At 53.7% G+C, this 22,929-nt stretch carries 21 protein-coding genes and 1 other annotated feature; of the genes, 10 read left to right on the top strand and 11 right to left on the bottom strand.

The window, feature by feature from the left end:
• The first annotated feature begins 8 nt into the window (after positions 1 to 8).
• Positions 9 to 1,673 carry a DNA repair protein RecN gene (gene recN, locus ACNSPV_RS10325; RefSeq protein WP_348583491.1) on the top strand — a complete coding sequence of 555 codons (1,665 nt, stop codon included), beginning with the start codon at positions 9 to 11 and terminating at the stop codon, positions 1,671 to 1,673.
• Between the two features lie 67 nt (positions 1,674 to 1,740).
• Positions 1,741 to 1,998: a binding site (T-box leader), on the top strand.
• Between the two features lie 65 nt (positions 1,999 to 2,063).
• On the top strand, positions 2,064 to 3,284 hold the full coding sequence (gene tyrS / locus ACNSPV_RS10320; protein ID WP_339394881.1) for a tyrosine--tRNA ligase: 1,221 nt from the start codon (positions 2,064 to 2,066) through the stop codon (positions 3,282 to 3,284).
• Between the two features lie 133 nt (positions 3,285 to 3,417).
• Here tyrS and ACNSPV_RS10315 read toward each other — a convergent pair whose 3' ends face one another.
• The 5 genes from ACNSPV_RS10315 to asd form a co-directional block, all read right to left on the bottom strand.
• Entirely contained in the window at positions 3,418 to 3,885 is a 468-nt protein-coding gene (locus ACNSPV_RS10315; RefSeq protein WP_348583492.1) for an ACT domain-containing protein, read from the bottom strand.
• Between the two features lie 51 nt (positions 3,886 to 3,936).
• A complete protein-coding gene (locus ACNSPV_RS10310) occupies positions 3,937 to 5,154 on the bottom strand; it encodes a CapA family protein (RefSeq protein WP_348583493.1) in 1,218 nt (405 codons plus the stop codon).
• A 111-nt stretch (positions 5,155 to 5,265) separates the two neighbouring features.
• Positions 5,266 to 6,024 carry a 4-hydroxy-tetrahydrodipicolinate reductase gene (dapB, locus tag ACNSPV_RS10305; protein WP_348583494.1) on the bottom strand — a complete coding sequence of 253 codons (759 nt, stop codon included), beginning with the start codon at positions 6,022 to 6,024 and terminating at the stop codon, positions 5,266 to 5,268.
• Between the two features lie 91 nt (positions 6,025 to 6,115).
• The gene (gene dapA / locus ACNSPV_RS10300) at positions 6,116 to 7,009 is read right to left on the bottom strand and encodes a 4-hydroxy-tetrahydrodipicolinate synthase (RefSeq protein WP_339394879.1); all 894 of its coding nucleotides are present in this window, start codon (positions 7,007 to 7,009) and stop codon (positions 6,116 to 6,118) included.
• A 42-nt stretch (positions 7,010 to 7,051) separates the two neighbouring features.
• Positions 7,052 to 8,134, bottom strand: coding sequence for an aspartate-semialdehyde dehydrogenase (asd, locus tag ACNSPV_RS10295; RefSeq protein ID WP_348583495.1), 1,083 nt, complete (start codon positions 8,132 to 8,134; stop codon positions 7,052 to 7,054).
• A 174-nt stretch (positions 8,135 to 8,308) separates the two neighbouring features.
• Between asd and queA the strand changes: the two genes are divergently transcribed.
• The 7 genes from queA (at position 8,309) to ACNSPV_RS10260 (ending at position 14,929) form a co-directional block, all read left to right on the top strand.
• On the top strand, positions 8,309 to 9,337 hold the full coding sequence (queA, locus tag ACNSPV_RS10290) for a tRNA preQ1(34) S-adenosylmethionine ribosyltransferase-isomerase QueA (protein WP_348583496.1): 1,029 nt from the start codon (positions 8,309 to 8,311) through the stop codon (positions 9,335 to 9,337).
• Positions 9,338 to 9,432: 95 nt separating this feature from the next.
• The gene (gene tgt / locus ACNSPV_RS10285; RefSeq protein ID WP_348583497.1) at positions 9,433 to 10,578 is read left to right on the top strand and encodes a tRNA guanosine(34) transglycosylase Tgt; all 1,146 of its coding nucleotides are present in this window, start codon (positions 9,433 to 9,435) and stop codon (positions 10,576 to 10,578) included.
• Between the two features lie 73 nt (positions 10,579 to 10,651).
• Entirely contained in the window at positions 10,652 to 10,963 is a 312-nt protein-coding gene (gene yajC, locus ACNSPV_RS10280; RefSeq protein WP_005942086.1) for a preprotein translocase subunit YajC, read from the top strand.
• 75 nt (positions 10,964 to 11,038) lie between these two features.
• Entirely contained in the window at positions 11,039 to 11,434 is a 396-nt protein-coding gene (locus tag ACNSPV_RS10275; protein ID WP_348583498.1) for a TIGR04086 family membrane protein, read from the top strand.
• Positions 11,435 to 11,462: 28 nt separating this feature from the next.
• A complete protein-coding gene (locus ACNSPV_RS10270) occupies positions 11,463 to 12,212 on the top strand; it encodes a hypothetical protein (RefSeq protein ID WP_348583499.1) in 750 nt (249 codons plus the stop codon).
• Between the two features lie 96 nt (positions 12,213 to 12,308).
• Positions 12,309 to 13,712 (top strand): DNA repair protein RadA, encoded by a 1,404-nt coding sequence (gene radA / locus ACNSPV_RS10265; RefSeq protein WP_348583500.1) that lies wholly within the window; start codon positions 12,309 to 12,311, stop codon positions 13,710 to 13,712.
• Between the two features lie 17 nt (positions 13,713 to 13,729).
• The gene (locus ACNSPV_RS10260; protein WP_348583501.1) at positions 13,730 to 14,929 is read left to right on the top strand and encodes a tyrosine-type recombinase/integrase; all 1,200 of its coding nucleotides are present in this window, start codon (positions 13,730 to 13,732) and stop codon (positions 14,927 to 14,929) included.
• A gap of 591 nt (positions 14,930 to 15,520) precedes the next feature.
• Here the strand turns inward: ACNSPV_RS10260 and ACNSPV_RS10255 are convergent.
• The 6 genes from ACNSPV_RS10255 to ACNSPV_RS10230 all read right to left on the bottom strand — a co-directional run bounded on the left by ACNSPV_RS10255 (position 15,521) and on the right by ACNSPV_RS10230 (position 22,365).
• Positions 15,521 to 16,387 carry an N-acetylmuramoyl-L-alanine amidase gene (locus ACNSPV_RS10255; RefSeq protein WP_348583502.1) on the bottom strand — a complete coding sequence of 289 codons (867 nt, stop codon included), beginning with the start codon at positions 16,385 to 16,387 and terminating at the stop codon, positions 15,521 to 15,523.
• 113 nt (positions 16,388 to 16,500) lie between these two features.
• Positions 16,501 to 18,912: an endonuclease MutS2 gene (locus ACNSPV_RS10250; RefSeq protein WP_348583503.1), complete on the bottom strand. Its 2,412-nt coding sequence runs from the start codon at positions 18,910 to 18,912 to the stop codon at positions 16,501 to 16,503.
• Between the two features lie 16 nt (positions 18,913 to 18,928).
• A complete protein-coding gene (gene recO / locus ACNSPV_RS10245; protein ID WP_249236630.1) occupies positions 18,929 to 19,675 on the bottom strand; it encodes a DNA repair protein RecO in 747 nt (248 codons plus the stop codon).
• A 195-nt stretch (positions 19,676 to 19,870) separates the two neighbouring features.
• Entirely contained in the window at positions 19,871 to 20,809 is a 939-nt protein-coding gene (gene era, locus ACNSPV_RS10240; RefSeq protein WP_348583504.1) for a GTPase Era, read from the bottom strand.
• 49 nt (positions 20,810 to 20,858) lie between these two features.
• Positions 20,859 to 21,350, bottom strand: a complete 492-nt coding sequence (gene ybeY / locus ACNSPV_RS10235; protein ID WP_249236628.1) for an rRNA maturation RNase YbeY — start codon at positions 21,348 to 21,350, stop codon at positions 20,859 to 20,861.
• A 55-nt stretch (positions 21,351 to 21,405) separates the two neighbouring features.
• Positions 21,406 to 22,365: a PhoH family protein gene (locus ACNSPV_RS10230; RefSeq protein ID WP_249236627.1), complete on the bottom strand. Its 960-nt coding sequence runs from the start codon at positions 22,363 to 22,365 to the stop codon at positions 21,406 to 21,408.
• Positions 22,366 to 22,734: 369 nt separating this feature from the next.
• Between ACNSPV_RS10230 and ACNSPV_RS10225 the strand changes: the two genes are divergently transcribed.
• Entirely contained in the window at positions 22,735 to 22,929 is a 195-nt protein-coding gene (locus ACNSPV_RS10225) for a DUF3873 family protein (protein WP_249236626.1), read from the top strand.

Here is a 22,929-nt window from a genome sequence, read left to right as displayed (position 1 = left end):
GAGAGTATATGCTAAGCAGCCTGCAAATTGAAAATGTTGCAGTTATCCAGAAGGCTGAAGTGCATTTCAAGCCTGGTCTGAATGTCCTCACAGGTGAAACCGGTGCAGGCAAGTCCATCCTGATCGATTCCATCAATGCCATTCTTGGTAACCGCACTTCAAAAGACCTTGTGCGCACGGGCGCATCCAAGGCCGTCATCCGTGCTGCCTTTGAACAGGTGCCGGATGCCGTGCTGGACAGTCTGGAGAAGGCGGGGTACGAACGTTCGGATGCGCTGATGCTCAGCCGTGAGATCACCGCCGAGGGCAAGAGCACCTGCCGCATCAACGGCATGCCCGCGACCGCGTCCGTCCTGCGGGAGCTGTGCGGCGGACTTATCAACATTAACGGTCAGCATGACTCCGTGGGACTTCTGAACCCGGCAAGGCATCTGGGAATTCTGGATGATTATGCACAGAACGACGCGGAATTTCAGGAATACTATGTACTGTACAGGGAGCTTGTGCGCATCAAGCGAGAACTGGATGCCATGATCACCGACGAGGCCGAAAAGCAGAGAAAAATCGATCTGCTGAGCTATCAGGTACAGGAGATCGAAGACGCCGGGCTGACGGCTGGCGAGGAACAGACCTTGGAAAGCCGCAGAAAAATTCTGGCCAATGCATCGGCTATCCGGGATAAGATCGCACAGAGTTATGCTCTGCTTTCGGGCGATGACGAATCGTCCGGTGCTGTCGATCTGCTGGGCGAAGCCTCCCATGCAATCGATACGGCAGCGCAGCTTGACGATGCACTTGCTGCTGCATCCAGCCAACTGCTGGATCTTTACTATAATGCAAAGGATGTTGCTGCTGACCTGATCGGCCGTTTGGACTCCTACGATACCAATGACGCTGAACTGGATGAGATCGAGCAGCGGCTGGATCTCATCTATAAGCTCAAGCGTAAATATGGTGATACGGTAGAAGATGTGATCGAATTCGGACAGAATGCAAGGGAGGAACTGGAACGCATCCAGTCCTCTCAGGAACGGCACGACCATCTGCAGGCAGAAAAGCGGCGTCTTTATGCGCTGGCCCGTGAAAAGGCAGAGGCCTTGACCCAGACGCGGCTGAACGCTTTTGAAGCACTGAACAAACGCATTTCCGGCACGCTGGATTTTTTGAATATGCCGGGTGTACGCATGACATTGCGGCACACCCGCGGCCCGTTGGCCAGCCATGGACAGGACAGCATTGAGTTCTACATTTCCACAAATCCCGGTGAGGCGCCCAAACCCCTTGCAAAAATTGCGTCTGGCGGCGAGCTGAGCCGTATTACGCTGGCCATCAAGAACGCAATGGCAGATAAAGATGCTGTGCCTACGGTGATTTATGATGAGATTGACAGCGGTGTTTCCGGCAAGGCTGCTGGGCGCATCGGCGAAGTTCTGCGTCAGAGTGCGCAGGGCCACCAGATTTTGTGCATCACCCATACAGCCCAGATCGCTGCACTGGCCGACTGCCATCTGCTGATCCAGAAAAATGTGGCCAATGACCGCACCTATACCGAAATTCACCCGCTGGATGAGGAAGGCCGTGTGGAGGCGCTGGCCCGCTTGATCTCCGGTGACCATGTGACCGACATTTCCCGTGCAAATGCCCGGGAAATGCTGGGTCTCGGAGCGCAGTAAGCCTGTTTCGGCTGCTGCTGGAGACAGGGGTTGACAAGTATCCGGTATTGTGATAAAGTAGCTATTGTTAATGGCGTTGAAGGGAACAAGTACCTTGAAGCGCTCTGCCCAGAGAAGTCCCGGTTGGTGCAAGGGGCTGCAGAGCAGCAGGGGAAATACCTCCCGGAGCTGCAGGTCGAATGCCTTTACAAGGCTAGTAGGCTGTGCCGCGTGCGAGCGTTACAAACGCAGGAGTGTCACTCTACTCTGGGGTGTGCACTCGTGAGGTCGTTTCTGTGAGGGAACGGCAAACAGAGGTGGTACCGCGATTTTTCTCGCCCTCTGCCAAATTTATTTTTGGCAGAGGGCGTTTTATTTTCCCTCTGCCCATACAAACAGGAGGAAATGATTATGACTCTGTACGAAGAACTCAAGGCTCGCGGGCTGGTGGCTCAGATCACCGATGATGAGATCATCGACCTGATCAACAACGGCAAAGCAACCTTCTATATCGGTTTTGACTGCACTGCCGACAGCCTGACCGCTGGCCATTTCATGGCCCTGACCCTGATGAAGCGCCTGCAGATGGCAGGCAACAAGCCCATTGCGCTGATCGGCGGCGGCACTACCATGATCGGTGATCCTTCCGGCCGTACCGACATGCGCAAGATGCTCACCAAGGAAGACATCGCTCACAATGCGGCCTGCTTTAAAAGGCAGATGGAAAAATTCATCGATTTTTCCGATGGCAAGGCCCTGATGCTGAACAATGCCGACTGGCTGCTGAACCTGAATTATGTTGAGCTGCTGCGTGACGTGGGTGCCTGCTTCTCTGTGAATAACATGCTGCGCGCCAAGTGCTATGAGCAGCGCATGGAAAAGGGCCTGTCTTTCCTCGAGTTCAACTACATGATCATGCAGAGCTACGACTTCTACTATATGTTCCAGCACTACGGCTGCAACATGCAGTTCGGCGGCGATGACCAGTGGAGCAACATGCTGGGCGGTACAGAGCTGATCCGTCGTAAGCTGGGCAAAGACGCTTATGCCATGACGATCACCCTGCTGACCGATTCTCAGGGCAAGAAAATGGGCAAGACCGCCGGCAATGCAGTCTGGCTGGATCCCAATAAGACCAGCCCCTTCGAGTTCTACCAGTACTGGCGCAATGTGGGCGACGCCGACGTGATGAAGTGCATCCGGATGCTCACCTTCCTGCCGTTGGAGCAGATCGATGAAATGAGCACCTGGAAGGATCAGCGCCTGAACGAGGCCAAGGAAATTCTGGCTTACGAGCTGACCAGCATGGTTCATGGCAAGGAAGAAGCCGAAAAGGCTCAGAACGCAGCCCGCGCTCTGTTCAGCGGCAACGCCATGGATACCGAGCACATGCCTTCCACTCAGCTGACCGAGGCCGACCTGACCGATGGCTCCATCGGTATCCTGACCCTGATGGTCAAGGCTGGTCTGGCTGCATCCAACGGCGAGGCACGCCGTCTGGTGGTGCAGGGCGGTGTGCTGGTGGACGGTGAGAAAGCCGCAGCTCCTACTGTAAGCTTTACTGCCGAACAGCTGGCAAAGGGCATTGTGATCAAAAAGGGCAAAAAGATCTATCATAAGGTCACCCTGTAATGAAAACATCCTGAAAGAATCAGTCTGCATACCGATAAAACGGTGCAGGCTGATTCTTTTACAGAACAAAAGGCGCAGGTGAGTTTGCTGACTCATCTGCGCCTTTTCATGTTTACTGCATCAAGAAAACAGCTTACAGCTCATAAGCCTTCTTCAGAGCCTCATAAGCGGCATCCTCGTTTTCTGCATGGACCAGCAGGGAAATGTCCAGATCGCTGGTGGTAATGAGCAGAACCTCAATGTCCGCCATTGCAAGCGCGTTCAGGGCACGGGCGGCCACGCCGCAGCTGGCGACCATTTCCTCTCCAAACAGGTTCAGCTTGGAGTAGCCCACGCTGATCAGCGGGGAAGCCTTGGCATCCTTGTCCAGGTTTGCAACGGAAATGGCCTTCATCACCAGCGGAAGATCACTGCTGGAAGCGGTAAAGCTGAAATCAATGGTAGTACCATGGGGTGCACTCTGGCTGATCATATCTACGACCACGCCGTTATCCGCAAAAATCTGCAAATACCGTGCCAGACTGTTGCCCTTGAACTCCACGTCCTGCACACTGATCATCATCAGGCTGGTCTCAATGTTGATCTTCGATACTCCGTACATAAAGAACCTCCGTTCTGCCCGAAAAGCGGGCTTCAACAACGTAAAATTCACTCAGGTGAGCTGCAAAAATTCCGGGTCTATATTTTTCCGGGCAACCGTCCGGATCCACTCCAGACTGAAATCCGGGTAGTCATTCCGCACACCGTGCGCTTGAGCAAGCGCAGCAGTGTAGTCCTGAAGCAGATAGGTGCGCACATTGGATTTGCCTGCGTCGTAATGCGTTACAGTCGGCCAGAGTCTGGGATCCAGCACTGTGCAGTGAACAGAGCCATCAGGTTCTGTTGTTTTCTCAAGCTTCACGGTAAGAAGTGCGCCCACCAGTTGATCCGGCTTTGCCTGTGTGCTGATAAAATTTCCCAGAGAATAGGCGGTGAATACCTTTCTGCCATCTGCCGCAGTCAGCCATTGAGCGTTCTGCAATACATGTGGATGCGTACCTACGATCAGATCCGCGCCCCAATCCGCAAGGCTTTGTGCCAATGCACGCTGCGCATCCACAACGGTATGACTGTTTTCCACGCCCCAGTGCACACCCACCACTACAAAATCTGCCAGCTGGTGCGCTGACCGGACCTGTTGTTCGATCACATCCGTCTGACTGGTGTAGATGATGTTGGCCGTCATGGCTTTGCTCTGTGGAATACCGTTCGTATGCTCTGTATAGGAGAGGTATGCAATGGTCACACCGTTGACCGTCTGCATCGGGATGCGGCCGTAGTCGCTTTCTCCCTTCCACAAACCGGTCGTTACAACGTCCTCCGGCATACTGTCCCAGAACCGCAGCGTAGCAGCAATGCCGGAAGCGCCTTTATCGTAAGTGTGATTGTTGGAAAGGCTGAACACCCGTACACCAGCCCGATAAAGCGCCCGTGCGCAATCGCCCGGAGTGGAAAAGCACGGGTAGGTGGATGGCTCCAGCTCGTCCGTACAGAGCGTTTCCTGATTGATCCAGTTCACGTCCTGCTGCGCGTAGAAGGGAGCGATGTGCTCATAGCAGTAATCAAAGCTGTAGCCTTCTGTTCCGGCAGCCCGGCGCTTTGCCTGCTTGTAAATAGGGGAGTGGATCAGATTATCGCCGGTGGCAGAAAAGTGTACCGTCTGCACGACTGGCTGAGGCTCCGGTTCTGCCGCTGGTGATGCTGCAGCCGGACTGGAAGGCGGCTCTGGGATAGCTGCCACAGAACCGGCAGACGGAAGCAGATCCCGCGGAAATGTCCATGCAAGGAAGAAAATGCAGAGCAGAAACATGGCCAGAACAGAGACCACCATTTGAAACGCATGTTTCCTCATACGCCGCCTTGTAGGAGGCCGTCGCCGATAATGCTGAGCGGGAAGCTTGCTCATTCAGGGCCACATCCTTTCATCTGGGTGGATCGTTGTTTACAGTGCAGCGATCATATCACCCATATTGTACAGGCCTGGCTCCTTTTTTGCAAGGTAAACAGCAGCATTTACCGCGCCGTTTGCAAAAATATTGCGGGAATAAGCGGTGTGCTTGAGAGTGATCACTTCATCCGGACCGCAGAACAGCACTTCGTGATCACCCACGATGCTGCCGCCGCGCACAGAGCTGATACCGATCTCCTTCGGGTCACGCTTCTGACGGACGGAGGAACGATCATACACATAGTGATATTCGCCATTATTCTGCTCGTTGATGGCATCAGCCAGCATCAGTGCAGTGCCGCTGGGAGCATCCAGCTTGTTGTGGTGGTGCTGTTCCACGATCTCAATGTCGTAATTCGCGCCCAGAATCGCCGAAGCGCGCTTGCACAGCTCAGACAGCACATTGATGCCCATGGACATATTCGCGCTTTTGAACACCGGAACGGTGCGGGACAACTGCACCACCTTGAGCTGCAACTCTTCCGAAAGGCCGGTAGTGCATACCACAATGGGCAGCTTGTGGGCCTCGCAGTAGGGCAGAGCCTTTTCTACGGCCGCAGGGGAGCTGAAATCGATGACCACATCGCCCTTGCCGTCCAGCTTTTCCAGACTGTCGTACACGGGGATGCCGTTCTGATCGCCGTCCTTCAGGTCGATGCCGGCGATCACGCGGCAGTCCTCACGCTGTGTGATCATATCACACAGCACATGGCCCATACGGCCGCCAATGCCCTGAATCACAATATCTGTCATATTTTTTATCCTTTCCTGCCCGCTTTGCATATCGGCATATCGCAAAATGCCCGGACAGAGCGCTCCGCCGGGCATTTTGCAGCCAAAAAACTTATTCCTTAATAAGACCCTCTGCACGCAGAGCCTTTTCAATCTGCTCCTTGTGAGCGTCACTGGGCTCCACCAGAGGCAGACGGCACTCGCCGGCCTCCCAGCCCAGCACGTTCATAGCATACTTCACCGGGATGGGATTCACTTCACAGAACAGCGCATCAGCCAGCGGCAGCATTTCCAACTGCAGCTGACGTGCCTTGGCGGTATCGCCGTCAAAGAAAGCCTTGCAGCAGTTGTGCACCAGCTCAGGCTTGACATTAGAGACAACACTGATGACGCCCTTGCCGCCCAGAGAGAGCAGGGGAACCACCTGATCATCATTACCGGAATAGATGTTCAGCTCGTCTCCGCACAGCTGGGCAATCTTTGCAACCTGAGAAATGTTGCCGGAAGCTTCTTTGATGCCGTTGATCAGCGGGTGCTTGCTCAGCTCCAGTGCAGTTTCGGGTGCAATATTCAATCCGGTGCGGGAGGGCACATTGTACACGATCACCGGGATTCCGCCAGCCTCAGCCATGGCGGTGAAGTGAGCCACCAGACCAGCCTGAGAGGTCTTGTTGTAGTAGGGTGTTACCATCAGCAGAGCGTCTGCGCCGCATTCGGCAGACTTTGCGGCCAGTGCACAGCCGTGGTCGGTATCGTTGGAGCCGGCACCGGCAATGACGGGCACACGATGGTTTACAACGTCCACGGTATACTTGATAGTAGCAAGCTGTTCCTCGTCGGTCATGGTGGAGCACTCGCCGGTGGTACCGCAGATCACGATAGCGTCGGTACCGTGGGCGATCTGGTCCTCAACGATGCGGCCCAGCTCGTCAAAATTGATGCTTCCGTCCTCGTACATCGGGGTGATAATGGCAACACCCGCGCCGGTAAAGACAGGATTCTTCATAGACTAAAAACTCCTTTTGATGCGTTTGCACGCAAAATATACTCAGTCAAAATAGCCCTTTGCGGCCAGCAGCTCGGCCAGCAGAACACCGCCGCCGGCGGCACCGCGCAGAGTATTGTGGCTCATGCAGGCGAACTTGTAATCAAACAGGGTGTCCTCGCGCAGACGGCCGATGCACACAGCCATGCCGTTCTCGGTGTTGCGGTCCAGCTTGGGCTGCGGGCGATCCGGCTCGGTGAAGTAATGCAGGAACTGCTTGGGTGCGCTGGGCAGATCCAGCTCCTGTGCGGGGCCGCGGAAGTTTGCCCATGCCTCCAGAATCTGCTCCTTGGTGGGCTTCTTATCAAAGCTCACGAACACGGCAGCCGTGTGACCATCCGAAACAGGCACGCGGAAGCACTGTGCAGTGATGGTAGGCTTCTCGGCGTTGACGATGTGGTCGCCCTCAATGTGGCCCCACAGCTTCAGCGGCTCGCGCTCGCTCTTTTCTTCCTCGCCGCCAATGTAGGGGATCACATTGTCCACGATCTCCGGCATACGGTCGAAGGTCTTGCCTGCACCAGAAATGGCCTGATAGGTGCACACCAGTGCCTTGCTGACGCCGAAGTCTTTCATCAGCGGGTGCAGTGCGGGAACATAGCTCTGCAGGCTGCAGTTGGACTTGACGGCAATAAAGCCGCGCTTGGTGCCCAGACGCTTGCGCTGTGCGGGGATGATTTCGATGTGATCGGCGTTGATCTCAGGCACCACCATGGGCACGTCCGGGGTGAAGCGGTTTGCACTGTTGTTGGACACCACCGGGCATTCAGCCTTGGCATAAGCCTCTTCCAGAGCCTTGATCTCGTCCTTGGGCATATTGACTGCACAGAAGATAAAATCCACCTGCGAAGCAACTTCCTCTACCTTGGAAGCGTCCAGAACTATCATCTTCTTCACGCTCTCCGGCATGGGGACAGTCATAGCCCAGCGGGGACCGACAGCTTCCTCATAGGTCTTGCCGGCGCTGCGGCCGGATGCAGCCAGAACGGTCAGCTTGAACCAGGGGTGATTTTCCAGCAGCGTCACAAAACGCTGACCGACCATACCAGTCGCACCTACGATACCCACTTTATACTGTTTTTCCATTTCCAGCACCTTTCCTTTCGTGAAAGCGAACTCAATCAATAAATATTTCTATTACATAGATTCACGGCTTGCAAACCGGACAGCAATGCAATATAATAGATACTGTTTATATAGATTTTATGATATCATTGATACGGTGTCCGTGTCAATCATCGGAAAGGCAAATTGCACGCTATGTTAAAAAAAGATTTTTGGTATGATTTACCCAAAGAGCTCATTGCACAGGAGCCGGCTGACCCCAGAGATTCTGCACGGCTGATGGTGCTGAGCCAGAAAGACGACAGCATCCAGCACAAGATCTTCCACGATCTGCCGGAATTTTTAGAGCCGGGCGACCTGCTGGTGGTAAACAATTCCAAGGTTCTGCCTGCCCGCATCGTGGGCGTCAAGCAGCCCACCGGTGCTGTGTGTGAGCTGCTTTTGCTGCGTCAGGTCAAAGGTGACCAGTGGGAATGTCTGGCAAAGCCCGGCAAGCGGATGCAGCCCGGCACCAAAGTGAGCTTTGGCGATGGATCCCTGACTGCTGTGGTGGATGAGACCATGGAAGATGGCAACAAGTACGTTACATTTTATTACGATACTGAGACGCTTTATGAAAAGCTGGACGAATTTGGCAAAATGCCTCTGCCGCCCTACATCACAAAGCAGCTGGAGGATCAGAGCCAGTATCAGACTGTTTACGCAAAGGAGCTTGGCAGTGCTGCAGCCCCTACGGCCGGCCTTCATTTCACGCCGGAGCTGATGGATACCATCCGTGCCAAGGGCGTGAACATTGCTGAAGTGACCCTGCATGTGGGTCTGGGCACCTTCCGCCCTGTGCAGGAGGATGAGATCGCGGATCACAAAATGCACAGCGAATGGTACTGCATCGATGAAAAGACCGCGCAGATGATCCGTGACACCAAAGCCGCCGGTCATCGTGTGATCGCCGTGGGCACCACCAGCTGTCGCACGCTGGAAGCTGTTGCCGCAAAGTACGGCGAGATCCGCGCCTGCAGCGGCAACACCTCCATTTTTCTGTACCCGGGCGTGAAGTTCAACTGCATCGATGGCCTTATCACGAACTTCCATCTGCCGGAAAGCACCCTTATCATGCTGGTATCGGCCTTGTACGGCTACGAAAAGACCATGGCTGCCTATAAAGTAGCTGTGGAGGAACACTATCGCTTCTTTAGTTTCGGCGATGCGATGCTGATCCTTTGATCTTTTTCCGGCATTCTGTTGTTGATGAGCCTGATCCCAGGCTTTTTCATGAAGATTGCACGGCTGTTTTCCGTGCACAGAAAGGAATAAAAACTATGCCTTCTTTGACGACCTACAAGCTGCTCAAGCAGGAACATGACGCCCGGCGGGGCGAGTTCAAGACCGTGCATGGCACGGTGCAGACGCCCGCTTTTCAGAACGTGGCTACTGCCGGTGCTATCAAGGGCGGCCTTTCGGCCCATGACCTTAAGGAGATCGGTGCGCAGGTGATGTTGTGCAATACTTATCATCTTCACCTTCGTCCCGGCGACAAGGTAGTGGCAGACATGGGCGGTCTGCACAAGTTCACCCGCTGGAACGGTCCCATCCTGACGGACAGTGGTGGATTTCAGGTATTCAGTCTGGCCAAGCTGCGCAAGATCACCGAAGAGGGGGTGACCTTCGCCTCCCATCTGGACGGCCACCGCATCTTTATGGGCCCGGAAGAGAGTATGCAGATTCAGGCAAACCTTGGCTCTACCATCGCCATGGCCTTTGATGAATGCGTGGAAAACCCCGCACAGCACGATTACTCCAAAGCCAGCTGTGAACGCACGACCCGCTGGCTGAAGCGCTGCAAGGATGAAATGGCCCGCCTGAAGCATGAGGGCATCTCCGTAAATCCCGATCAGCTGCTGTTTGGCATCAATCAGGGCTGCACCTTTGCGGATCTGCGTGTAGAGCACATGAAGCAGATCGCTGACCTTGATCTGGACGGTTACGCCATCGGCGGTCTGGCTGTAGGCGAGCCTACCGAAGTGATGTACGAAATGATCAGTCAGGTGGAGCCCCACATGCCCAAGGATAAGATCCGCTATCTGATGGGCGTGGGCACGCCGGGCAATATCATCGAGGCAGTTGCCCGCGGTGTGGATCTGTTTGACTGTGTAATGCCCAGCCGCAACGCACGGCATGGTCACCTGAACACCTGGGGCGGTATTATCAACATCAAGAATGCAAAGTATGAGCGTGATGAACGCCCCATCGATCCTGCTTGTGGCTGCCCGGTCTGCCGCAGCTATTCCCGCGCTTATATCCGTCACCTGTTCAAAGCAGAAGAGATCCTGGGAATGCGCCTTGCTGTCATGCACAACCTGTGGTTCTATAACCATCTGATGGAGCGCATCCGCGATGAACTGGATGCCGGTACCTTTACAGCCTTCCACGACAACTATGTAAAGCTTCTGGATACCCGAATTTGAGAATAGCCCTTGCAACCTGTCGTTTAAAAAGGTATAATAATTCTATCTGAATTTTGAGAGGAGATTTTGCCCCATGCAATTTCTGACTACTACGTCCGAAGGCTACATCAGCCTGTTCTTTACACTGGCGCTGATGCTGGTCCTGCTGTACTTCATGATCTATCGTCCCCAGAAGAAGCAGGAGAAGAAGGACGCTGCAATGCGCAGCAGTCTGGAGATCGGTGATCAGGTCACGACCATCGGCGGCGTCATTGGCCGTGTGGTTGCGATCAAGGACGATACCTTTGTTCTTGAGACCGGTGCCGACCGTGTGAAGATCCGCTTTACCAAGACTGCAATTTCTGCAGTTGAAAAGCTGAACATGGACAAGGCTGACAAGAAGTAAGCTTTTTCTTCAAACGATTAAGAGCATATCAAACGCGTCTTCCTGCATAGATTACTGGCAGGGAGGCGCGTTTTTATGTCTGAGAAAAAATTTCCCCCCGCGGAACTCCGTTTTCTCTTTCTGGCAGGCGGGACTGCCTTTGTAGTAACGGCGGTATGTCTGGCGGCAATGGCCGCATGGATGGTCGCTCAAAAATGTCCGGGTACAGCCGCCGAACCTCTTGCCACAGCTGCCGTTGGTGTCGGAAGCTTCTGCGGCGGCTGGGTAGCAGCATTCTGTAAAAAAGAGCGCGGGCTGATTTGCGGGCTTGTGCAGGGCGTGTTTTATGCCGCACTGCTCTGTGTGCTCAGTATCCCATCCGGAGCTATCGCCGAAAGTGGTGCACAGATGCGCTTTGCAATTGTGATCTTGTGCGGCAGCATCGGAGGCTTTCTTGGTATGAAGAGCCGTGAGAGCAAGCGCCGCAGCTGACAGGAGAAAGTTCACAGGAGGTTTTGTAATGTGGGTCTATCAGCAGACTGCAGCCGATCAAGAATTTACAGGGCATCCATGCCCGGAGGTCAGCATGGCTCCGGCCCTTGGGTCAGCCGAACCCTTGCGGCCGGAATTGCCGGATGAAGGATCACCGTCTCAAACGCGTTCGTCTATACAAAAATCTGCATCCCGGCAGATATCCGGGCAAAAAAATTGCTGGCTGCTCGTCTGTGCATTTTTGCTTGGCAGCACGGCTGCCGGAGTGATTGAGGCAATGTGCGCAGCGCAGCCTTTGGATTGGACAGCCCACTATTTTCAGGCATGGAGCAAGCTGTTTGCTGCCGCAGGTTCACAGGCGACGATCGATCTTTTTGGTATACAGTATCTTACATTGGTTTTTGCGGCAACAGTCCTTCTGCTGCTGGGGTTTTCTGCACTGGGGCCGGTTCTGATCTTCCTGTTTGCCATGTTCTACGGGCTGGGAAGCGGAATGCTGACCGTCCAGCTGTTTGAACTGCAACGAAACGCAGGGAGATTGCTCGTTGCTCTGCTGCCTGCTGCTGCAGCAGCCGATGGGCTATGTATCTTTGGAGCGGATGCTCTGCGGGTAAGCGGGCAGATACGCGCCTGTTCTTTTTTCACTCCGGATTTTTGTGCGGGGCACGAGAGAATCCGGCTCAATACGCTGATGCGTGCCTATCTGCTCACCATCGTTTTGTTCCTGCCTCTATGCGGGGTCTCCACTGCGCTTGCCGCTATCAGCAGTCGGCTTTGATCAGGGAGCATCTGAAGATGCTTTTCTTGCGGGTTTGCATGTTGTATGCTACAATAGAGAAAACTAAAACCGATACAATGAAAACAGGAGCTTTTGATGAAAATAAAGACAGTCTATGTGTGCTCCAACTGCGGGGAGACAAGCCCCCGCTGGATGGGCCGCTGCCCCAGCTGCGGCAGCTGGAACACCATGAATGAAGACGTTGTGGCCGAAGCCCCCAAACCCGGCACCGCCGCAGCCAAGCAGGCAGCAGCGGCACGGCCCGAGGGCGTGACCAGCCTGACAGCCAAGCGCCTTTCTGAGATCAGCACTACAGAAGAAAAGAGCCGCATCCTGACGGGCATTTCCGAGCTGGACCGCGTGCTGGGCGGCGGCATTGTGCTGGGCGGCGTGGTGCTGCTGAGCGGTGAGCCCGGCGTAGGCAAGTCCACCATGCTGTTGCAGCTGTGCGGTGCTATTTCCAACCGGCACAGCGTGCTGTATATCACCGGCGAGGAATCGGTGCGGCAGGTCAAGCTGCGTGCGGCCCGTTTGAAGGTGCCGCAGGACAACATTTTTCTGGCAGCTGAAAACGACGTGGATGAGATCTGCGGCCTGATCGAAAAGGAAAAGCCGGATCTGGTAGTCATCGATTCTATCCAGACGATGCGCTGCATGGATATTTCGTCCTCTTCCGGCACCGTAAGTCAGGTGAAGGAGAGCGCTGCGCGCTTACTGGCCGTTGCCAAAAAGCAGGAGATCCCCATGTTTATCGTGGGCCATGTGAACAAGGACGGTGCCATTGCAGGACCCAAGGTCATGGAGCACATTGTGGATACGGTGCTCTATTTTGAGGGCGATAAAATGCTGCCGTACCGCATCCTGCGTGCGGCCAAAAACCGCTACGGCTCCACCAATGAACTTGGCATGTTTGATATGACAGGGCAGGGCCTTGCAGAAATTGAAAATCCCTCGCAAATGCTTTTGGAGGGTCGGCCTCTGGGCGTTTCCGGCAACTGTGTGGCCTGTACCATGGAAGGCAGCCGGCCCATCCTGAGCGAGATTCAGGCTCTCGCCACCAAAACAAATTTTCCGGCACCGCGCCGTGCCTGCAGCGGCTACGATTACAACCGCATGAATCTGCTGATCGCTGTGCTGGAAAAGCGTGCAGGCTACTTCTTTGGCAATCTGGATGTCTATATCAATATCGTGGGCGGCATTGCACTGCGGGATACAGCCTGTGATCTTTCGGTCTGCCTGAGCATGGTCTCATCGCTGCTGGACAGGCCTGTCAGTGATAAGCTGATCGCCATTGGCGAGGTCGGCCTTGGCGGTGAAGTACGCAGCGTTCCCAATTTGGAACAGCGCCTGCACGAGGCAGAACGTATTGGCTTTGAACGCGCGGTGATCCCGAAGCACAGCCTGAATCATCTGAACCCGGCAGATTACCCGGGAATGCAGCTGGTCGGTGCAGCCTATATCACGGATGCCATCAACGCGCTGAAATCGGACCGTTTATAAAATTATAAGAGGGAACTATGTCGATCTATCTGGATGAAAAAAATCCTGGCAAGCATAAGCAATTCGATGATGCTTCACAGGATATCATAGAATATGTCCGCTATCTGGAAGTGATCGCGGGCAAAAGCGCCAATACGGCATTCAGTTATTACTGTGACCTGCGCGGCTTCAGCCGTTTCATGAAGCGCCGCCGCGGCCTTGTTCCGGATGACAGCGAAATGAAGGACATCGATCCGAAAGGTCTGAATACCGCATTCTGGGCAACGGTCACAAAAGAAGATATTTATGAATATTTGTATTTTTTGAGCCGTGAATGCGGCAACAAAAAATCTTCGACCGCCCGGCGGCTGGCCAGTCTGCACGGCTTTTACGATTATCTGGTCAATCAGGTCAACCGGCTGGATGCGGACCCCACAGCCGCCATCCATCCACCCAAGCAGGATAAAGTTCTGCCCAAATACCTGACAGCGGAACAGTCCATTGAACTTTTGGAAAGCACGCAGACACAAAGCGATTTTCCAGAACGAGATTACTGCATGGTCGTGCTGTTCCTAAACTGTGGGATGCGTCTGGCCGAGTTGGTAGGAATGAATCTTGACGATATCGATTTGGAAAACCGCCAGATCCGGCTGTTCGGCAAAGGCCATAAGGAGCGCATGGTCTATCTGAATGACGCATGCATTGAGGCACTGCAGCTCTATTTAAGCAAGCGCAACACGATGGAGGGCCTTTTGCCGCAGGAAAAAGCCGTATTCATCACCCGGCGGCGCAAGGAACGCATCTCAAACCGCAGGGTAGAGCAGCTTGTTACCGGTGCCATGAAGGCTGCCGGACTGAAGGGCTTTTCAACCCATAAGCTGCGACACACTGCAGCCACTCTGATGTATCAGACTGGTAATGTGGACATTCTGACTTTAAAGCAGCTGCTGGGTCACAGCAGCGTTTCTACCACCCAAATTTACACGCATTTGCAAGAATTTCAGGTGCGTGCCGCTATTGAGGAAAACCCTCTGGGTAAACTCAAAAAGCCAAAATCCGAGCCCAAAGTCTTGGATACAACAGAACAGGAAACAGGGGAGAGCAGCGAGAAAACAATGCCGGAGCAAGAGCCTGTGCCGATGGAAGCGTTTGACGGCGCAGCCAAGGATGGCATTGGTCTGGACGCTGCTGCGCTTGCCATGGCGCAGAATGCTGACATTGAAAACCGGAACGACTGATTTTTACTTATAAGCAAGAAACACCTCATTATATAAAATGAATCTGCACCGTCTGTGACAGGTCTAGGACTCGGATCTGTCATAGACGTTTTTATAGGTTATCATGGAATCATAGGCCGGAATCCAGCCAACGAATTAAAATAGCACGAACGAATGGTCATGCACAGAAAAATAAAATGATCAGAATGGTTCTAACACGGATACCATAATGAATGTAAAAGATGCGTGCCTGAAAAAGAACACTGTACGCAGAAAGCGAATGCATGTGCGTCCGGTAAAACCCGTTATAGAAAATGATTCGGAAAAAGAATTACAACAGCAAAACGCAAATGAAATGCATCAAACGATGAAAAACTGCAAAAAGCCGATAAAACAGCACTGCAGTCAGCGAAAGGTCCACAGACTGCCGAAAAAGCCGAATCTGAGAAAAGAGGCTTTTTTCGCTTCCCTGTATTTCACATAACGTGCATTATACGAAATGTGTGCAATCAAAAAAGCAGATCTCCTCTCTCTTCCACTTTCGAGTTCGGAGACCCGTTTGTGAGTGCATCGTCTGGAACAGAATCGTTCTGCCGGTACATCTCTTTTTGTTCAATTCAGGGAAAGTCCGGCCAGCTGTTCAGACTGCGGCTGTGTGCCAAAGTATTCACAGATCGCCTCATAATAAATGCGTGCCGCTTTTTTACAGCCTTCTTCGCTGCCGAACCGTGCTGCATCGGCTTCATTCGTTACAAAGCACTGTTCTGCCAATACAGCCGGACAGTTCACGTCTTCTAACAATGTAAAGCTGCGTTCTTCCCGTATTTCGGTATGGGTGCTCTCCACCAGTTGTTTCTGATCGTTTTCCAGGTAATAGATGTACCGGACTCCCCCGTGCCCGCGCAATGCTGCGCCTGAGGCCTGCATCCCTTCCGCAAGTAGCTGTGCAAAATAAAAGCTTTCCTGATGCCAGGTGCGGCCCGGTACGGACGGATAGCATTCAAAGCCGGATGCCGTGGAGCCATTTGCAGCAGAGTTGCCATGGATAGAGAGCAGCAGCTGCGGCGACTGCTCCGAAGCCCGGGCCGCACGCTGTGCAGGCGTTGCGGTCTCATCGAAGCTGTTACGGGTCTGCAGTGGGATAAAATTTGCATCCTGCTGTAACAATCGGATCAGTTCTGCTGCTGTGGCAGCCGTCATATTTTTTTCTTCAACGACTCCCCTTGCGCCCGGGTCTGCACCACCATGCCCGGCATCGATCACCACCCGGTATGGCGGGTCGCCTACCTGTGGCCGAAACTCTTCACCGGCAATGCTTTCAGCGGGGTGAGCCGTCTGCAGCGTCCGTGCTGCGTACCAAAGTGAACAGCCAAACCAAATAGCCGCCCCGCAAAAAATCAGGATGATGACGTTTTTGATTTTGTGAGAAGTTTGTTTGTGTCTTTTTGCATGTGCGGCTTTGGAATATCGTTTTGCCATGTTGGCCTACTTCCTTCTAATATCAGTATTCCTTATAGAATACGATCTTGCGCAGCAAATTCCTGCAGATCAAGAGAAAAAGCTATCCAGATCGTACTCCGGATAGCTTTTTGCTATTTCAGTTCTACCACGGTCACGCCGCTTTCACCTTCGCCGTAGCGGCCCAGACGAAAATTTTTGACCATGCGGTTTCCGCGCAGATGCTTATGAATGGCTGTGCGCAACGCACCGGTTCCATTGCCGTGGATCAGGTAGACCACCGTCTGCCCGTTCAGAATCGCACGGTCAATAAAGGAATCCACCTCCGGCAATGCTTCGTCCACGGTCAGACCGAGCAGATTGCATTCCATTTTAGCAGAACGCTGCACGCGCTCTACCCTGCCGTTTGGACGGTTGGCATCACCGGTCAGGCGGGAGTAGCGCTGCTGCGCCTTGGTCTGCGGTTTCGTTTCCTTGACCAGTTTTTCCGGCTGCTTCAATCCCTTGAGCGGGACCTTGGTCTTGATGATACCGGCACGCACCAGCACATCACCGTTTTTATCCGGCAGAGCCAGCACGGTGGCCAGCTGGTTCAGCTCTGCAATGCAGACCTCCTGCCCTACTTTGACCTCTTTCAGCGGCACAAACTCCTTGACGGGATTGTGCACCACTTCTGTGCCGATAAAGAGTTTTTCGGATTCTTTCTTTGCGATCTCACGTGCGCGCTGTGCCTTCTGCTGGGTGTTCATGCGTTCATCTTTCTGCAGCTGGCGCAGCTCATCGGTCAGAGCGTAGGCCTGACTTTCCACCTGCTGAGCCAGTGCGCGGGCCTTGGCACGGGCGGCTTCCAGCTCATTTTCGCCTTGCTGGATCAGCTCATCGCGTTTTTTCTGGGCGGCTTCCAGCTGATGCGAGGCCTCATTTTTCAGCTCTTCCACCTCGTTCTGGCTTTCCTTCAGCTGTAATTTCAAATCGTCCAGCTGCCCCAGAACAGCATCCAGCCGCTTATCCTCTGCGGACAGGTGCTGCTGCGCCGCTTCAATGACACGCTCCGGGATGCCAAGTTTTTCACTGATGAGGAATGCATTGGATTTGCCCGGTACGCCGACACTCAGTTTGTAGGTGGGGCGCAGTGTTTCCAGATCAAACTCACAGCTGGCATTGACCACGCCTTTTGTTTCCAGTGCAAACACCTTGAGCTCTGCGTAATGGGTGGTGGCCATCAGCAAAACGCCGCGGCGGCGCAGTTCCTCAATGATGGCAACAGCCAATGCAGCGCCCTCAGCGGGGTCGGTACCGGCACCCAACTCGTCCAGCAGCACCAGCGTATGCGGCATGGCAAGCTCCAGGATTCCGGTGATCTTTTTCATGTGGCCGGAGAAGGTGGAAAGGCTCTGCTCAATGCTCTGCTCGTCGCCGATGTCTACCAGAAATTCGTCAAATACGCAGATCTCGCTGCGCTCATCAGCCGGGATCAAAAAGCCGCACTGCGCCATAGCGCACAGTAGACCGGCGGTTTTCAAGGTGACGGTCTTGCCGCCGGTGTTCGGGCCGGTGATAATAAGCGAATCGTATTCCTTGCCCAATGCAATATCTACCGGCACGCACTTTTTAGGGTCGATCAGCGGATGCCGCGCACGGATCAGAGAGAAAGAATTGTCTGTACGCACAGCAGGCTTAAAGGCCTTGAGATCCAGCGCCAGACGCGCTTTTGCCAGCAGAATGTCAATTTCCAGCATGGCCTTATAGCTGTACTGGAACTGCGGTTCGATGGCGGCCACCTGTGCAGTGAACGCTACCAATATACGTTCGATCTCCTGGGCTTCCTGTGCGCGATACTGCAAAATGCGGGCATTTGCTTCCACAACGGCCTGCGGCTCCACAAAAACAGTGGCTCCGGTGGAGGATACGTCGTGGATAATGCCGCTCACTTCGCCGCGATATTCGCTCTTGACCGGCACAACATACCGGCCGTTGCGCATGGATACCACACTCTCCTGCAGATATTTGGAGGTGTCCATGTTGCGCACCATGCTTTCCAAGCGGTCTCGGATGCTGTTTTCGGTGGCGCGGATCTTCTTGCGCAGGTCATTCAGCGTATAGGAAGCCGTGTCTGCCATGGCATCCGGTGCCAGAATGGCACTGGAGATCTGCTGTTCCAGACTTGGCTGCGGTGCCAGTGCATAGAACAGATCATCTGTCGGCAGAGCATCGTGCTCCGATGCTCCATACCAGCTTGAAAGATTCTGAAAATTGCGCAGCGCACCGGCTACCATCAGCAGCTCACCCATTGAGAGCACACCGCCCTTGACCGCGCGTGCCGCCAGCTGGCTGACATTTTCTACACCGCCAAAACGAGGTGAGCCATTCTTAATCAGCAGGGTATTGATCGCGTCGGTCTGCTCCAGCGCATAGCGCACTTCGTCCGGGTCGCACTGCGGCTGAAGGGCAAGCAACATCTCATGTGCTTCCTTGCACACACAGCCTTCTGCTGCACGGGCGATGATCTTATCCAGTTCCAGTGTTTTTAAGTAACTTGTTTCCATAGGGTTTCCTTTATGCTCAGGGCAGCAGCGATTTTAAAAAGTCATAGCTTTTCAAGGGCTTGTCCAGATGGACCAGAGCATACCGCTCTGCCACCGCAGCAAGCTTTTCCAGACTGCCCACAGATATTTTAAATGCAAATATTTTTTTGTCGTCTACAAGACAGATATGCCGCAATGCATACAAAGCGCCCTGATCCAGATTGCAGGTCTTACCCTGCTTTGCGGCACAATCCGCACAAAGCAGATGCCCCTCCTGCACATCCAGATAAAAGGCGGCTCCATCGTACACACCGCAGTCACGGCAGCATACGATCTGCGGCATAAAGCCGCATTCACTCATTGTGCGCAGCTCAAAAACGGCTTTGACCACCCGCAGATCTGTTTTGCTCTCACTGACCATATAAAAGCAGTTTAACAAAAGCCGGAGTTCCCGCTGTGCTTCCTGCCCGGTGGGCGAAAGAGTCATTGCCATTTCAGCCATATACATCGCAAGGCTCATGCCTTCAATGCTGGCCGAAATGCCGTGAAAGACGTTTTTCACTTCGGCTTCCCGCACGGTATACATGTTGCGGCCCGGCACCAGCGTAAACTCTGAATAGCAGAACAGCCCGCAGGCGCTGAACAATTTGCTTTTCAGCCGCAGGCTGCTCTGTGCAGAGGCTGAGATCACACCCAGCTCCGGCGTCAGGATCGTCAGGATCCGATCCGATTCCTTATAGCGGGTCTCCTTCAGCACCAGACCCGTGGTTACAAAGGCTTCCATTTTTCCTGTCCTCTGCTGTGGCTTCTTCCGGCTGCTTTCGCTTATAATCGAGATAGCGAAGGATATTGCCCGTGCAGGCAAACGCCTGCCAACTTGTCTGCGCATCCATCTTACAGCACCTCTTCCCTTTTGTGGATAGTTTCAGTTTTATTCTGCTCCTTCATCCAAGGGAAATCTGTCCTGATCTGGAAAGTGTCAGCGATTGTTATTGTTCTGCTTAAAACCAAAGTTGTTCAGCAAGAACTCGTTATCCCGCCAATCTGACTTTACCTTGACCCAGCACTGCAGATTGACCCGGCAGCCAAGAAACTCCTCGCAGTCTGCACGGGCTGCACTGGCAATCTTTTTCAGCATTGCACCGCCCTTGCCAATAACCATGCCCTTGTGGCTTTCACGCTCACAGTAAATGTTCACATCAATATCGATCAGGTCTGTGTCCGGGCGCTCTTTGAAACGTTCCACCACAACGGCGATGCCGTGCGGGATCTCATCCCGCATGAACAGAAGTGCCTTCTCACGAATGACTTCTGCCACCAGCTCTTTTTCCGGCATGTCGGTGTAGGCGTCATCATCAAAGTAATGTGGGCCCTCCACGGCATAGCGGCTCAGTGCATCGAACAGCACCTCACAGCCATCGTTATCCCGTACACTGACTGTGTAGATATCATCGAACACGCCCAGCGCTTTCAGCTCTTCCCTGCGGGCCTCCAGATCGGCAGACTCCTTGACAAGATCCGTCTTATTGATGACGGCAATAGCCGGGCCACCACTGCTGCGCAGCATATCCACCAGCACCATTTCGGATTCGTTCAATGCGCCATAGGGCTCAAACAGCATCATGGAAACGTCCACATCTGCAATGGAGTCGCTGGCCGTCTTGTCCATCCGCTTACCCAGTTTGTTGCGTGCCTTGTGCACACCGGGCGTATCCAGCAGAACATACTGCAGTGGCCCGCGGGTAATGACGCCCGTGATGCGGGTACGGGTAGTTTGAGGCTTGGAGGTGACGATCGCCACCTTTTCACCGACCAGAAGGTTGGTCAGGCTGGATTTGCCTACATTGGGACGGCCAATGACCGCTACAAAAACGGACGACGTATCATAATGCCCCTGAATGGGTGTTGCGTTACTCAAAATATAGCTCCTGTCTGTTTTGTGCGGCAGCCGCACGGTGATAAGTGAATTACTCGGTATAGCTGACGGTGCGCGGCAGACCCAGCTGCAGCAGAACGGCCTCTTCTTTTTCCCGCATATGCATCGCTTCCAGACCGCCATTCTCGTGGTCATAGCCCAGCAGATGCAGCATGGAATGCACGGTCAGGAAAGCCACCTCACGCTGCAGCGGATGGCCGTAAAGGTTGGCCTGCTCCTGTGCACGCTCCATGCTGATGACGATATCTCCCAGCATCTTGCAGCCGTTGTTCTCGTCCACATCGTATTTGCCATCCACCCCCAGAGGGAAACTCAGCACATCAGTGGGCATGGGCTTGTTGCGGTACTGGTTGTTCAGCTCTGCAATGGCAGCGTTATCCACAAAGGTAACGCTGATCTCTGCAGGTGCTTCAAAGTGTTCATATTCCAGTACAGCATTGCAGGCACGGCGGATAAGGATACGCAGACCAGAAGGAACCTTGACGGCCTTCTGTGAATTGGTGATCAAAACTTTATTGGACATAAATCAGTCCACTCCTTTCTGCTTTTGATAATCTTTTATCTCAACTCTGAGGATCTTATTTTTCAGGGTGTGCAGCTTTTTCATAGGCCTTGATGATCTCCTGCACAAGGCGATGACGCACAACGTCCTTTTCCGTGAAGTAGCACTGCGCAATGCCGTTCACATTCTTGAGCACATGCAGTGCGTCTACAAGGCCGCTGCGTGTTCGCTCCGGCAGGTCAATCTGGGTCACATCACCGGTGACCACGACCTTGGAACCCACTCCCATGCGGGTCAGAAACATTTTCATCTGCTCGGGTGTAGTGTTCTGCGCCTCGTCCAGAATAATAAAGGAATCGTCCAGCGTGCGGCCTCGCATATAGGCAAGAGGCGCCACCTCAATGATCTGTTTTTCCACAAGACGCTCATAGGTCTCGGCACCCAGCATATCAAACAGGCCGTCATACAGTGGGCGCAGATAAGGGTCTACCTTCTGCTGCAGGTCACCGGGCAGGAAGCCCAGCTTCTCGCCTGCTTCCACTGCCGGGCGGGTCAGCACAATGCGGGATACTTCCTTGGCCTTGAACGCTTTCACTGCCATGGCCACAGCCAGATAGGTCTTGCCTGTGCCCGCCGGGCCAACGCCAAAGGTGATGGCATTGCTGCGGATCGCATTCAGGTATTCTTTCTGTCCCAAAGTCTTAGGCCGGATAGGACGGCCCTTGACCGTCACCGTTACAAAGTCCTCGGTCAGTTCCTTGACCCGCTTTTCCGCACCGTCGTGAGCCAGACTGATGCAGTAACGCACCGTCTGATCCTCCAGCGGCGTATGATTTTCCATCAGAAGCAGCATCCCTTCCACGGCACGGTTCGCAGCGGCAACGTTAGCAGGCTCGCCCGAGAGCCGCAGCTGCGTGCCTCGGCAGACTGCCGTAACCGAAAATTCGTGTTCCAGCAGACGGATGTTGCGGTCACAATTGCCAAAGACCGCCGCAGCCACCTCTACGCTATCCAGTTCAATGTTCTTTTCTGCCATGTGCTCCTCCTGAAAAGACCTATTTTAATGCTTCTATTGTACCACCAAAACATCATTTAGAAAACTATGAAAATTGCACAAAATATTTTTATTGTATCCAGCGTTTTTCCATGGAGCCTCTCGCAGCACAGCCAGATGATGTGCCGGTTCTCTTTATTTGCAGCCCAAAACAGTAACCGCTGACCGCACGGATATGCAGTCGGTGGTTCGTGTGTCGGCAAACTGCGTTCCTACGTTGTCAAGTGACATCCGGGAGAAAAAAGCAGCGAATCTTTGGGCAAAACGGCAATGGCATATTCTCTCCTGCCGTGCTACAATAGCAAACGTTGTGTGCTTACCGCTGATTGCTGCAAAAAAGGAGAATGGACTATGGAACAACTTTTTCTGATGCCCGGACAGGAACGCTGTGAACGCTTTAAGGATGCCAATGGTGCTCCCCGTGTCCATTATTCTTACTGCTCGATGCGCGGTGCTTTCTTTGATTGTGAAAGCCGCAGTCTGGAAGAAGCGCAGCGCCTGTGCGAAGACTGGCTGGTCGGTCAGGATCGCTGTTATCGCAATTGA

Source organism: Faecalibacterium sp. 3, assembly GCF_048323735.1.
Classification (GTDB): Bacteria; Bacillota; Clostridia; order Oscillospirales; family Ruminococcaceae; genus Faecalibacterium; species Faecalibacterium wellingii.
This window is presented reverse-complemented; position numbering and strand designations above follow the sequence as displayed.